This is a genomic window from Vermiculatibacterium agrestimuris, from assembly GCF_943193085.1.
Taxonomy (GTDB): Bacteria; Bacillota; Clostridia; order Oscillospirales; family Oscillospiraceae; genus Vermiculatibacterium; species Vermiculatibacterium agrestimuris.
Map to the genome: position 1 here is coordinate 12,762 of NZ_CALPCU010000015.1, position 13,277 is coordinate 26,038.

Here is a 13,277-nt window from a genome sequence, read left to right on the forward strand (position 1 = left end):
AAGCGGGGGATGCCTCAGGCATCCTCCGCTTTGCTTTATTCTGATCGATCCGCCGGAGGGTTTAGTCGTCGGTGCGGTAGCGCTTCTGGGGGACATAGGTGCAGTGAAGAAGCTCGTGGGCCTTGTGGCCGCCAGGCTCGCCCAGATACTCGGCGTAGACCTTCTTCACAATGGGATTTTCGTGACTCTTGCGGTAAGTCTGGCCCTGATCCTGGCCGTAGAGCGCCTGGGCCCGGAGTGCGGGCAGATCGGTGAAGGAGCGCACATCGCTGGGATGGAGAGGCTGTCCACCGCCGTTGATACAGCCGCCAGGACAGGCCATGAACTCTACAAAGTCATACTGGAGAGAGCCGTCGGCCAGGCCGTCCAGCACCTTTTTGACGTTAGTCAGGCCGGAGGCGGCGCAGACCTTGACAGTTCGGCCGGCCACATCGTAGCTGGCCTCCTTGATGCCCTCCATACCCCGGACTTCGGTGAAGTCCAGCTTCTCCAGCTCCTTGCCGGTGAGGGTCTCCACTACGGTGCGCAGGGCGGCCTCCATAACGCCGCCGGAGGCGCCGAAGATGGTGGCCGCGCCAGTGGCGATGCCCAGCATGGGATCGAACTCCCCCTCGGGCAGGTGGTCGAACATCATGCCCGCCTGGGTGATCATCCGGGCCAGTTCCCGGGTGGTGAGGGACACGTCCACCGGCATACAGCCGCTCTGCATCCGCTGCTCTTCCCGCTGCACCTCGTACTTCTTGGCGGTGCAGGGCATGATGGACACCACGTAGATGTCCTTGGGGTCGATGCCGGCCTGCTCGGCGTAGTAGCTCTTTACCAAGGCGCCGAACATCTGCTGGGGGGACTTGCAGGAGGACAGGTTGGGCAGGAACTGGGGGGTGTGCTGCTCACAATACCGGATCCAGCCGGGGGAGCAGGAGGTGATGAGGGGAAGGGGGCCGTTGCCCTGGAGGCGATGGATAAATTCAGTGCCCTCCTCCATGATGGTGAAGTCGGCGGCGGTGTCCACATCGAAGACCTTGTCAAAGCCCAGCCGCTTCAGCGCGGTGACCATCTTGCCTTCTACATTGGTGCCCACCGGCATGCCGAAGCACTCACCCAGAGTGACCCGGACAGAGGGGGCGGGGCCCACCACCACATGCTTGGTGGGGTCATGGAGGGCGGATAAGACCTTGGCGGTATTGTCCTGCTCGGCCAAAGCTCCGGTGGGGCAGGCCACGATGCACTGGCCGCAGGAGACGCAGTCCACCTCCGCCAGATCCCGGTCGAAGGCGCAGCCGATATGAGTGGCGAAGCCCCGCTCATTGGGGCCGATGACCCCCGCCTTCTGCACGTTCTTACACATGGCGGTACACCGGCGGCAGAGGATACATTTGGAGTTGTCCCGCACCAGATGGAGGGCGGTGGTCTCCAACTGGGGAAGGAGCTGGTCGTTGGCATAGCGCACTGCGTCGATGCCCAGGTCGGAGGCCAGCTGCCGCAGCTCGCAGTGGGCGTTGCGGGAGCAGGTGAGGCAGTCCATGCGGTGGTTAGACAGGATCAACTCCAGGGTGAGCTGCCGGGAATGGCGGACTTTGGGGGTGTTGGTGAACACCTCCATGCCCTCGCTGACCGGGTAGACGCAGGAGGCCATAAGGCTCCGGGCTCCCTTTACCTCCACCACGCAGATGCGGCAGGCGCCGATCTCGTTGATGTCCTTCAGGAAACACAGGGTGGGAATCTTGATGCCCGCGTTCCGGGCGGCCTCCAAGACGGTGGTGCCCTCCGGGACGGTGACGGGGATATTATCGATGGTGAGATTGACCATTTTCTGTTCCATATTCCGTCCCTCCTTACACTTTTACGATGGCGCCAAAGCGGCAGTTGTCCATACATACGCCGCATTTGATGCACTTGCTGGAATCAATGGTATGGGCCGCCCGGATAGCGCCGGAGATGGCGTCGGCGGGGCAGTTTTTGGCGCAGAGCGTACAGCCCTTACACTTGTCGGGGACGATGTGGTAGGATACCAGATCCTTACACACCCCGGCGGGGCAGCGCTTCTCCACCACATGGGCGATGTACTCCTCCCGGAAGTATTTCAGGGTGGAGAGCACCGGGTTGGGGGCCGACTGGCCCAGGGCGCACAGGGAGGACTCCTTCAGGTGGTAGCACAGCTCCTCGATGGTGTCCAGATCCTCCAGCGTTCCCTTGCCGTCGGTGATCTTGCACAGCAGATCATACAGCCGCTTGGTGCCGATGCGGCAGGGGGTGCACTTGCCGCAGGACTCGTCCACGATGAAAGAGAGGAAGAACTTGGCGATGTCCACCATGCAGTTGTCCTCATCCATGATGATGAGGCCGCCCGAACCCATCATGGAGCCAATGGCGGTGAGGGAGTCGTAGTCGATGGGGGTATCGATCAGCTCGGCGGGGATACAGCCGCCGGAGGGGCCGCCGGTCTGGGCGGCCTTGAACTTTTTGCCCCGGGGCACGCCGCCGCCAATGTCCTCCACAATGGTGCGCAGGGTCGTGCCCATGGGGATCTCCACAAGGCCGGTGTTGACGATCTTGCCGCCCAGGGCGAAGACCTTGGTGCCCTTGGAGCCCTCGGTGCCGATGGCGGCGTACTTTTCCCAGCCGTTGTTGAGGATCCAGGTGATGTTGGCATAGGTCTCCACGTTGTTGAGCAGGGTGGGCCGCTGCCAAAGGCCCTTCACCGCGGGGAAGGGGGGACGGGGCCGGGGTTCGCCCCGGTGTCCTTCGATGCTGGTCATGAGGGCGGTCTCCTCGCCGCAGACGAAGGCGCCGGCGCCCAGCCGCAGCTCGATATCAAAGGAGAAATCACTGCCCAGGATGTGCTCGCCCAAAAGGCCGTACTCCCGGGCCTGGCCAATGGCGGTCTGGAGCCGCTTGACGGCGATGGGATATTCGGCGCGGACATAGATATAGCCCTGGGTGCCGCCTACGGCATAGGCGGCGATGGTCATGGCCTCCAGGATGGAGAAGGGATCGCCCTCCAGCACGGAGCGGTCCATAAAAGCGCCGGGGTCGCCCTCGTCGGCGTTGCAGCAGACATACTTGACCCCGTCGGGACTCTGGGCGTCCTTGGTGAACTGCCACTTCATGCCCGTGGAGAAGCCCGCGCCGCCCCGGCCCCGAAGGCCGCTTTTCTTGATGGCGTCCACGATCTCCTGGGGATCGGTCTTGTTTTCCAGAATGTTCCCCAAGGCCAGGTAGCCGTCGGAGCCGATGTACTCGTCGATGGACTCCGGGTCGATCACGCCGCAGTTGCGCAGAGCGATCCGGGTCTGGTGCTTATAGAATTGGGTGTCACTGAGAGAGGTGGCGGTGGCGCCCTCGTCTCCCTCCAGGCGAAGCAGCCGGTCTACGATTCGGCCCTTTACCAGGTGCTCCCGCACGATCTCGGGCACATCGCTGACGGTGACCCGGCTGTAGCAGGCCCCGTCGGGAAGGATCATGACAATGGGGCCGGCGGCGCACAGGCCAAAGCAGCCGGTGCGAACCACCTTGACCTCGTCCTGGAGTTCCGCGCGGATCAATTCCTGCTCAAAGGCGGCGGCGATCTGGGGGCTTTCCGAAGAGGTGCAGCCGGTGCCGCAGCAGACCATAACGTGGTTGCGAATCAGCTTCATCACTTTTCCTCCTGCTCCGCCGCGCCGATGGTGAACCGGGTGACCACCTGGCGGTTGACCAGATGGTCGGCCACGATGGTGGGCACCATTTCAGGCGTGACTTTTACGTAGGTGACCTTCTCCTGTCCCGGGACATAGACCTCCACGATGGGCTCCAGCCGGCACACCCCGATGCAGCCGGTCTGGGTCACGGTGATGCCGCGGAGATCCCGTTTGTCGATCTCCTGAAGGAAGGCTGCCAGGACGGGTTTGGCGCCGGCGGCAATGCCGCAGGTGGCCATGCCCACCGCCACACGGATGTTGTTGTCCGTTTGATCCCGGAGATCCAGCTGTTTTTTCATCTGTTCCCGAATGGCCTTCAGCTCTTCTAAACTTTTCATCCCATTTCTACTCCTTTATATTCCCGCGCCGTAGGCGGGAAATTGTGTTGGATCGTTGAGCGCGTCTTCCTGCTCCTGAAGATATCCCGTGACCCAGGCAAAGACCTCGGGCGCGTCCAGGGGGACGTCCGGGCCCAGCAGCTCGCGCATCTCCCGGGTGTCCAGACAATAGCTTCCCCGGGGCGTGGCGCGGGAAAAGCGGAAGTCGGTGCGTGGATTTCCCTGGATAACGGTGGCCGCAGCGCCAGGCAGGTCGCCCAGAGGGGCGCAGTCCAGATGATCCAGGTGAAATACCGCGGTCACAGTGGTGCCCACACCCAGGGCGCTTTCCAGCTTCACGCTGCCCCCAGTCTGCTCTGCCGCCATGCGGTAGAGGGGGATCCCCAGCCCCACCTTTCGGGTGGTTCGGGAGGTGGTGAAGGGGTCGGATACCGAGGAGAGCGTCTCGGGAGACATGCCGGCTCCGTTGTCTGCGATGACAATGGTCAGCGTGCGGTCTTCTGCCTCGGTGAGAGATACCTCCACCAGGGCGGCCCCCGCTGCGGTAGAGTTCTTTACGATATCCAGCAGGTGGAGAGACAGCTCCTTCATTCGTAGCGATCCAGGATGCCAGAGACCTGATCGGGGGTGAGCCGGCCGTAGACATCGTCGTTGATCATCATTACCGGAGCCAGGCCGCAGGCGCCGATGCACCGGCAGGCGTCCAGGGAGAACTTGCCGTCGGCGGTGATGCCGCCGGGAGCGATACCCAGCTTTTTCTGGACGGCCTCCAGGATATTGCCCGCGCCCTTGACGTAGCAGGCCGTGCCCAGACAAATGGAGATCTGATAGCGGCCCTTGGGATTCAAGCTGAACTGGGTGTAAAAGGATACCACACCATAGACCTCGGAAAGGGGAATGTCCAGGCCCTCGGCGATCATGATCTGGACTTCCTCCGGCAGATAGCCGAAGATCTCCTGCGCGGCTTGGAGCACCGGCATGGTGGCGCCGGGCTGGCCCTTATGAGCCGCAATGACCTCCCGGAGCCGCGCCTCTTGTTCCGGGGTGCCCCGATAGGGGATGGCGGTTTTGACGTTTGGCATATGGATCCTCACTCCTTCTTTTAAAGTGTTGCTTGTATTATGATCTTCCGCCCCGGCGCAGCCAGTCCAAAACCGCGTGCGCGGTAGGCTCCGGCAAGTCCATATATTGGTGGGCGTCGGGGATCTGGTTCAAATAGTGGGCGTCGCAGTCTACAATGAAGGGCACGCCCTTCAGATCCGGCCGCTCCCGCAGCGCCGGGGGGCAGTGGGGGGTGAGCTCTGCCAGGGGAAAGCCCATGTCCGGATCCCAAAAACCCAAAGCGCCCAGCAGAGAGAAGGCGGAACGGTCGATGTGGGCGGGAAAAGCTATTCCGCCGTAGGACGCCGCCAATGCGTGAACGTCGTAGACGCCAATGTCGGCGGCGCCGGCCAAAAAGGCGGTCTCCTCGCCCAGAATGTTGTCCCCGTCGTCCATCAAAAGCTGGCGGCCCCAATAAGCGGGGTCATTGCCGATGTTTGGAAGGCGGGCGCGGACATAGCCGTCGAAGCGCTGGGCGGCGGGCAGGTCAGGGAAGAGGCAGACCACATGAACGTCCTCCCGGGTGGTCAGCTCCATACCGGGAAGGGCCAGCAAGCCATGGCGTTGGGCGGCGGCGCAAAAGGCGGGACAGTTTCCCGTGGTGTTGTGGTCGGTGAGCGCCACCACCTGTAACCCCGCCAGTGCGCACATGGCCGCCAGGTTGGCAGGGGTGTTATCCTCACCGCCGCAGGGGGAGAGGCAGGAGTGCATATGTAGATCGAAGGACAACCTCATGCCTTGGCCCTCAGCGCCTCCGCCAAAGCCAGGGCGGTCTCATAGGTCTCTGCGCCGGCGCCCAGCAAATTGATCCCGTGGGCCTTGGCCTTGACCAGAAGATCCGGATCGGGCTGAACACTGTCAGTGAGGATGACGCAGGCGCAGTCAGTGAGGGCGGCCACGGCCGCTACATTGCCGTTGGACATGATGGTGAGCCAGGCCTCGTCGGCCTGGGCCCGGCCCATGACCCAGCTGAGCAGATCGCCGCAGTAGCCACCGGTAACCTGCCGCTCCGGCTGATCCAGGTGAAATACGGTGAGAGAAAGCGCGTCGATCAGGGCCTGCAGGGGCATAGGAACACCTCCTTGCTGCGCGAAGATAAAATGATCCCATAAAACTATACCATCGAGTTTAGAATATTGCAAGAGGAAAAGGGAAGGTGAAAAACTTCACAATCTTATTGTACCATATGCGGGGAGAAGAAACAACTACTTGACGAAAAAAATGGATTCCTGTATAATGGGCAACAATGTGAATGTCCGAAAGGGCCGCAGCAGAGGCTGCGGCCTTTTTGCGTGAGATCCGGGAGGTTTTTATGTCGGAACAGATCAGAGAAAACAAGATGGGGATCATGCCGGTGGGCAGACTTCTGTTTACCATGTCCCTGCCCATGATGATATCTATGCTGGTGCAGGCCCTTTATAATGTGGTGGACAGCTATTTTGTGGCCCAGCTCAGTCAGGACGCTCTCAATGCCGTGAGCCTGTCCTTTCCGCTGCAAAACCTGATGATCGGCGTGGCGGTGGGCACAGGGGTGGGCGTTAACGCCCTTTTGTCCCGGAGCCTGGGTGAAAAGAACTTTGAGGCGGCCAATGAGGCGGCGGGAAACGGTCTGTTCCTGGCCTTTGTCAGCGCGATAGCCGCCATTTTTCTGGGTTTGCTCCTGCCCAGGACATTTTTCCTGGTGCAGACCGACATTCCCGGTATCGTGGAGCAGGGAACGCAGTACCTCACCATCTGCTGTACCTGTTCCATGGGCCTTTTCATCGGCATCATGTGTGAGCGGCTGCTCCAGTCTACGGGAAATACCATCTATACTCTGGCCACCCAGGGAGTGGGGGCTGTTATCAACATCATCATGGATCCGGTGCTCATCTTTGGCCTGGGGCCCTTTCCCACCATGGGAGTGGCAGGGGCAGCCGTGGCCACGGTGGCGGGGCAGATCGTGGGCGCTATCCTGGGCATCATCTTCAATTTGGCGGTGAATCGGGAGCTGACCTTTGGCCTGAAGTATTTAAAGCCCAGGGGACAGGTCGTCGGACGGATCTACTCTGTTGGCGTGCCCACCATCGTGATGAACTCCATCGGCTCGGTGATGGTCTTTGGGATCAATAAGATCCTGATGGGCTTTACCGACGCGGCCACCGCCGTGTTTGGCATCTACTTCAAGCTCCAGTCCTTTATCTTTATGCCGGTGTTCGGCCTGAACAACGGTATGGTGCCCATCATCGCATACAATTACGGCGCCCGGAACCGGGAGCGTATCCTGCGGACCCGGAAGCTCGCCATTATCGCGGCGGTGAGCATCATGGCGGTGGGTCTGGCGGTGGCGGAGCTTATCCCGGCCCAGCTGCTGGGCATTTTCAACGCCTCCGATGAGATGCTGGAAATCGGCGAGCCCGCCCTGCGGATCATCTGTACCTGCTTTGTCTTCGCCGGGTACGGCATCGTCTCCGGCTCGGTGTTCCAGGCCCTGGGCCACGGGGTGCTGAGCATGGTCACCTCCATCGTCCGCCAGTTGGTGGTGCTCCTCCCGGCGGCCTTTCTCCTGTCTCTCACCGGGCGGCTGGAGCTGGTGTGGCTGGCCTTTCCCATCGCGGAGCTCTCGGCGGTGGTCATGTGTATGCTCTTTAACCGCAAGATCATCCGGGAGGTCATTGGCCCTCTGGACGACCCGCTGCCCTCCTGAATACGTCTTTCAGGCAAGGGCCTCTCACCGGGAGGCCCTTGCCTATTTTTTTGTTTTGGGGTATACTTGCCTTGACTTAGAAGAAGGAAGGGAAGACCTTCATGACCGACTATTTCCAGCTTGCCGCCTCGAAGGAGACCCTCGACCAGATCAGCAGCCTGGGTCTGGCCCATCTGGGGGACGCCGTCTTTGAGCTGATGGTGCGCTCCTGGCTCTGCCTCCACGGAAAGGCCACCGCGAAGGGTCTTCACAAGGCGGCGGTACACTATGTCGCCGCGCCCGCCCAGGCCCAGATGACGGAGAAGATCAAGCCCTTTCTGTCACAGGAGGAGCAGGATGTGTTCCGCCGGGGCCGCAACGCCTCGCCCCACTCCATCCCTCAAAACGCCAGCAGGGGAGAGTACCAGGCCGCCACGGCGCTGGAGGCCCTTTTCGGCTGGCTCTGGCTTCGGGGGGAGAAGGAGCGGCTCAACGAGCTGTTTGAAATGATGATGGAGGAAGAGTAAATGGCTCTTGACGCTCTGTGCCTCTCCGCCGTGCTGACGGAGCTGCGCGCCGCCATCCTGGGCGGAAAAATCGACAAGATCCACCAGCCCGGCGCCCAGGATGTGATCCTGGCCGTCCGGGGCCCTGCCGGGAATGTGAAGGTGCTCTTGTCCGCCAATCCCAGCCATCCCCGCATCCACCTGACCACTCTGGAGCGGGAGAATCCGGACAAGCCGCCCATGTTTTGCATGCTCCTGCGCAAGCACCTCACTGGCGCCCGTATCCTGGACATCGAGCAGCCTTATATGGAGCGGACGGTAAAGCTGCGTCTGGAGGCCCTGAACGAGCTGGGCGACCGGGTGGAGCGGGCCCTGGTGTTGGAGGCCATGGGCCGCCACGCCAACCTCTTGCTCTTGGATGCCGAGGGGCGTATCGTGGACTGCGTCCGGCGGGTGGAGGGGGACATCACCACCTGGGCCAGGCAGCTCCTGCCCGGCCTTTTTTATCAGCCTCCCCAGCCCCGCTTCGGCGTGCCGCCGCTCATTGAGCGGGAGCTGCACTTTCGGGGAGAGGAGGGGGTGCTGGAGGAGCAGGTGTCCCGGCTTTGGGACTCTGTAAAGGAATATCCCTCCACACCGACCATGCTGATCCGGGAGGGCAGGCCGGTGGATTTTTCCTTTTTGCCCATCCTCCAATACGGCCCGAATACCGAGCTGCGGGAATATCCCACCTTCGGGCAGATGCTGGACGAGTTCTACGAGACCAGAGAGCGGCAGGAGCAGGCCAGGCAGCGGGGAGAAGACCTGCTGCGCGCGGTGCGTACCGCCCGGGAGCGCACCGCCCGGAAGCTGGAAAACCAGAAGCTGGAGCTGGCGCGCACAAAAGACCGGGAACGGCTTCGGGAGCTGGGGGACATCCTCACCAGCAACCTCCATCTGCTGGAGAAGGGCCGCGCCTCGGTGACACTTCAGGACTATTACGCCCCTGACGCGGGCGAGGTGGAGATCCCCCTGGATCCGCTGCTCACCCCGCAGCAGAACGCCGCCAAATATTATAGGGATTACAATAAGGCCAAGAATGGGGAAAGTGCTTTAACTTTACAGATAGAGAAGGGCGAGGCCGACCTGGCCTATCTGGACAGTGTGTTAGAGAGCGTTGCTCTGGCCGAGGGGGAGCGGGACTTGCAGGAGATACGTCAGGAGCTCACCGAGACGGGATACCTGCGCCGAAAGAGGACGGATAAGAAGGGAAGCCGGCATCTGGCCGGCAAGCCGATGGAGTTTCGCTCCGATACCGGGCTGCGCATCAGTGTGGGGAAAAACAATACCCAGAATGACCAGCTCACCACCAAGCGGGCGGGGAAGTGGGACTGGTGGTTCCACATCCAGAAGCTCCATGGCGCCCATGTCATCCTATGGACGGAGGGGGGACAGCCCGATGAGGAGAGCGTCGCCCAGGCGGCCTCCCTGGCGGCCTGGTTCTCCCAGGGCCGGGAGGCGGGCAAGGTGGCGGTGGACTGTACCCAAGTCCGCTACGTGAGAAAGCCCGCCGGCGCCCGGCCGGGTATGGTGACCTACACCACCTATCAGACCATCATGGCCCAGCCCGACCGGGAGTTGGCAAAGCGGCTGCGGGTCAAGTGAAGAAAACTTAGGAAAAATTAAGATCATTTGCCTGCCGCTGGGGTATAATGGAGAAAAAACCCGAAAGGAAGGGACAGCCATGGACACCTTTCACATTTTAGTGGTGGAGGACGACCCGGATATCAACAATCTGCTGTGCAGGATCGTCACCGATGCGGGCTATGACTGCCGTCCCGCCTTTTCCGGCAGTGAGGCCGCCCTTTTGGCCGAGCAGTACAGCTACGACCTGATCCTCCTGGATCTGATGCTCCCCGGCCTCACCGGGGAGGAATTCATCGCCCGGCTGCGCCAGGGCAAGACCATGCCCATCATCGTCCTCTCCGCCAAGGCGGGGGTGGAGGCCCGGGTGAACGTGCTGAAGCTGGGGGCGGACGACTTTATTCCCAAGCCCTTTGAGAACGCTGAGGTGCTGGCCCGCATCGAGGCACAGCTGCGCCGCTATAAGAAGTTCGCGCCCACCCAGGCGGGAGGCGTGCTCACCTGCGGGGGCCTGGTGCTGGATCGGGAGGGCGTGACCCTCACCGTGGAGGGACAGGAGGTCGCCCTTACCGCCCGGGAGTTTGAGATCCTGACGCTGCTGATGGAATACCCCAAAAAGGTCTTTACCCGGGAGCAGATCTATGTGCGGGTCTGGGGGGAGGAATATATGGGAGACGACAACACGGTGAACGTCCACATCTCCAACCTTCGTTCCAAACTGGCGAAGGCCAGCGATAAGGAGTATATCAAGACCGTCTGGGGCATCGGCTTCAAAATGGCGGAAGTGTGAGCGCGGGCGCGTCTTCACTTTTTCTTCACTTTGGCTTCAAGCTCTCTTGTTGACTTTGCTGTAAGCTAAGGGCACATTCAGGAAAGCGAGGTCATACTTGATGACAGAACATGTACTTGTTACCCGTGATCTCACCAAACGCTACGGCGCGGCTGTGGCAGTGGATCATGCCAATATCGCCATCCCCAAGGGCGCGATCTACGGCCTGGTGGGCCGCAACGGGGCGGGGAAGACCACCATCATCCGCATGGTGTGCGCTCAGACAGTGCCCACCGGCGGCGAGGTGGAGCTCTTTGGAGCCACCGGCGCCAAGGAGCTGGCTGCCGCACGCGCCCGCACAGGCGCCATGGTGGAGATCCCCAGTTTCTACCCCTATCTCAGCGCCCGTGAGAATCTGGAATACTACCGCCGCCAGCGGGGCGTGGCGGGGAAGAGCGCCGTGGACGACGCCCTGGAGCAGGTCAACCTGGCCGATGCGGGCAAGAAGAAGTTCAAAGCCTTTTCCCTGGGCATGAAGCAGCGGCTGGGCCTGGCGCTGGCGCTGATGAACCGCCCGGAGTTCCTTCTGCTGGATGAGCCTATTAACGGTCTTGACCCGGAGGGCATCGTGGAGTTCCGCAATCTATTGCTGGAGCTCAACCGCCAATATCAGACCACCATCCTCATCTCCAGCCACATCCTCTCCGAACTGCAGAATCTGGCCACCTGCTATGGCTTTATCGACAGCGGCAGGATGCTGGAGCAGCTCTCGGCGGCGCAGCTGGCGGAGAAATGCCGGGACTGCCTGGAGCTGAAGGTGGACGACGCGCCCCGCGCCGCCGCCCTCATGGAGCGGGAGCTGGGCTGCCGTGACTTCGAGGTGCTGCCCGGCGGAGTGATCCGCCTCTATGAGGGGCTGGAATCCCCTCAGCGGGTGACCAATCTGCTCATTTCTCAGGGCATTTCCCTCTACGGCATGGAGCACCGGGGGGCCAATTTGGAGGACTACTTCCTGAACCTGATCGGAGGTGTCCGCCATGGTTAAGTATCTCAATGCCGAGTGCTATAAGGCTTTTCGGAGGAAGTATTTTTATCTGTTTTTGGCCGCGATCCTGGCCCTGGCGGGGGCCTTTATGCTCCTTCTGCGGGTGGAGGGGATGCACCAGAGCCAGACGGGGGACGGTATGATCATCATACAGCGGGTCTCAGTCCCTGAGCTTTTGGGCGTCCTGGCCATGGCGCTGTCCGTGGGGCTCTATTTCTGCCTGATCGCTGCCGACATGGTGTTCTCTGAGCAGTATAAGTACAATACGCTGAAAAATGAGGTCTCCTTCGGCCTGCCCCGCCTGCGCATCTATCTGGGAAAGCTGCTCTCCTCTGTGCTGGTGGCGGTGGTTATGTGCGCGGTGCTGGTGGGCGGCTACCTGCTTTTGGCCTTCGCGCTCTTTCCCACCGGGGCGGACAGGCTCGGAGAGAGCCTGCGCACCTTTGGACTCTGCCTGGCCGCGGCCTTTCCCCTGTGGCTGGGCGGGCTTGGCTTTTTCACTATGCTCCAGTTTCTCCTCCGGGGCTCCACTGCCGCCACGGTGGTCTATGTAATGGTCATCGGCCTTTTGGGCGGCGGTTTTCTGTCACTGATGAGCATGTTCATCCCCGCTCTGGAGCCCTTGGAGAAACTGATGACGACCATTTCTCTTAACACCCCCTTCAATCTGATGCGGACGCAAAGCCCTGAGAGCCTGATGGGCTATGCCTGGGCCTTGGGGCTGGGCTGGCTGGCGGTCTCCACATTGGTGGGGCTTGTGGGCTTCCGGAAGAAGGAGATCAATTAAATGCTCAACTATCTCTCTGCCGAATGGTATAAGCTTCGCCGGACAAAGGGGATCTTCATCGCCTTCGGTGTGCTGCTGGCTCTGATCGCCACCATGTTTATTCCCTCCGCCTGGTATGAGGAGCCTACCTTTGGGGTCTATGCCATAGCCTATCTGGTCTCTCTGATCCTGGGGTTCTTTCTGGCCCCTGTTTTTGCCAGTCGGGTCTTTGACGACCAGTACGGCCGTGGAACGCTGAAAAATGAGATCGTCTTCGGGATCCCCAGACGCCGCATTTACCTGGGCAAGCTGCTCCTGGGGGGCGCGGCGGGGACGGCGTCAGCCCTTATCGTGCTGAGCTTTTATCTGCTGCTGGGCCTTTTGACCGGAGGCGGAGGGGGGCAGGAGAACGTCCTTGCCTGTGCCGAGCTCTGCCTTCGGGGAACTTTGATCGTCCTGCCGCTGTGGCTGGCCAGCCTTTCCCTGTCGTTCTGCCTTCTGACGCTGATCCGAAGCGGCGCCGGAGCCATTGCGCTGAACTATATCCTTCTGTTTTTCACCGTGCCGCTGGCGCTTATGGCGCCCGGTACGCATACCGATTCCCACCTGTGGAATTTCTTCAGCTACTGGCATTTTGTCTCCCCGTTCCGTGGAATTTACGAGCCTGTCAACGGGGAGCCTGTACTTCCCGCCCTGGGCTGGAGCCTGGCGGTGGGCGTGGGATGGATCGTGGTCACCACAGCCGTGGGATTGGCGGCGTTCAATCAGCGGGAGATCAAGTGAG

General features: G+C 61.3%; 14 protein-coding genes. 7 read left to right on the forward strand and 7 right to left on the reverse strand.

What is annotated here, in order from left to right; all coding sequences use genetic code 11:
• Positions 1–61: 61 nt before the first annotated feature.
• Genes NFR87_RS06685 through NFR87_RS06715 form a run of 7 tightly spaced genes read right to left on the reverse strand, consistent with a single transcriptional unit; the run spans position 62 to position 6,189 of the window.
• Complete coding sequence (locus NFR87_RS06685; protein ID WP_251448126.1) at positions 62–1,822, reverse strand: NADH-dependent [FeFe] hydrogenase, group A6; 1,761 nt, start codon at positions 1,820–1,822, stop codon at positions 62–64.
• A 13-nt stretch (positions 1,823–1,835) separates the two neighbouring features.
• Complete coding sequence (locus NFR87_RS06690; RefSeq protein WP_251448129.1) at positions 1,836–3,638, reverse strand: NADH-quinone oxidoreductase subunit NuoF; 1,803 nt, start codon at positions 3,636–3,638, stop codon at positions 1,836–1,838.
• The gene (locus NFR87_RS06695) at positions 3,638–4,018 is read right to left on the reverse strand and encodes a (2Fe-2S) ferredoxin domain-containing protein (RefSeq protein ID WP_251448132.1); all 381 of its coding nucleotides are present in this window, start codon (positions 4,016–4,018) and stop codon (positions 3,638–3,640) included. Before NFR87_RS06695 ends, NFR87_RS06690 begins: the two co-directional genes overlap by 1 nt.
• 15 nt (positions 4,019–4,033) lie before the next feature.
• A complete protein-coding gene (locus tag NFR87_RS06700; RefSeq protein WP_251448135.1) occupies positions 4,034–4,609 on the reverse strand; it encodes an ATP-binding protein in 576 nt (191 codons plus the stop codon).
• Positions 4,606–5,100, reverse strand: a complete 495-nt coding sequence (gene nuoE / locus NFR87_RS06705; protein ID WP_251448138.1) for an NADH-quinone oxidoreductase subunit NuoE — start codon at positions 5,098–5,100, stop codon at positions 4,606–4,608. The genes NFR87_RS06700 and nuoE overlap by 4 nt, the downstream gene beginning before the upstream one ends.
• 37 nt (positions 5,101–5,137) lie before the next feature.
• Positions 5,138–5,854, reverse strand: a complete 717-nt coding sequence (locus NFR87_RS06710) for a PHP domain-containing protein (protein ID WP_251448141.1) — start codon at positions 5,852–5,854, stop codon at positions 5,138–5,140.
• Positions 5,851–6,189 carry a hypothetical protein gene (locus NFR87_RS06715; RefSeq protein ID WP_251448144.1) on the reverse strand — a complete coding sequence of 113 codons (339 nt, stop codon included), beginning with the start codon at positions 6,187–6,189 and terminating at the stop codon, positions 5,851–5,853. The genes NFR87_RS06710 and NFR87_RS06715 overlap by 4 nt, the downstream gene beginning before the upstream one ends.
• Positions 6,190–6,431: 242 nt before the next feature.
• Here NFR87_RS06715 and NFR87_RS06720 point away from each other — a divergent pair, with 242 nt between their 5' ends.
• The 7 genes from NFR87_RS06720 to NFR87_RS06750 all read left to right on the forward strand — a co-directional run bounded on the left by NFR87_RS06720 (position 6,432) and on the right by NFR87_RS06750 (position 13,276).
• Complete coding sequence (locus tag NFR87_RS06720; protein ID WP_251448147.1) at positions 6,432–7,805, forward strand: MATE family efflux transporter; 1,374 nt, start codon at positions 6,432–6,434, stop codon at positions 7,803–7,805.
• A 101-nt stretch (positions 7,806–7,906) separates the two neighbouring features.
• Positions 7,907–8,311, forward strand: a complete 405-nt coding sequence (locus NFR87_RS06725; protein ID WP_251448150.1) for a Mini-ribonuclease 3 — start codon at positions 7,907–7,909, stop codon at positions 8,309–8,311.
• A complete protein-coding gene (locus NFR87_RS06730) occupies positions 8,312–9,934 on the forward strand; it encodes an Rqc2 family fibronectin-binding protein (protein WP_251448152.1) in 1,623 nt (540 codons plus the stop codon). It abuts the gene before it with no gap.
• 79 nt (positions 9,935–10,013) lie between these two features.
• Entirely contained in the window at positions 10,014–10,703 is a 690-nt protein-coding gene (locus NFR87_RS06735) for a response regulator transcription factor (RefSeq protein WP_251448154.1), read from the forward strand.
• Positions 10,704–10,803: 100 nt separating this feature from the next.
• Positions 10,804–11,727 (forward strand): ABC transporter ATP-binding protein, encoded by a 924-nt coding sequence (locus NFR87_RS06740; protein WP_251448157.1) that lies wholly within the window; start codon positions 10,804–10,806, stop codon positions 11,725–11,727.
• Positions 11,720–12,514, forward strand: a complete 795-nt coding sequence (locus tag NFR87_RS06745; RefSeq protein ID WP_251448160.1) for an ABC-2 transporter permease — start codon at positions 11,720–11,722, stop codon at positions 12,512–12,514. The genes NFR87_RS06740 and NFR87_RS06745 overlap by 8 nt, the downstream gene beginning before the upstream one ends.
• Complete coding sequence (locus NFR87_RS06750) at positions 12,515–13,276, forward strand: ABC transporter permease (protein WP_251448163.1); 762 nt, start codon at positions 12,515–12,517, stop codon at positions 13,274–13,276.
• The last annotated feature ends 1 nt before the right edge of the window (position 13,277 follow it).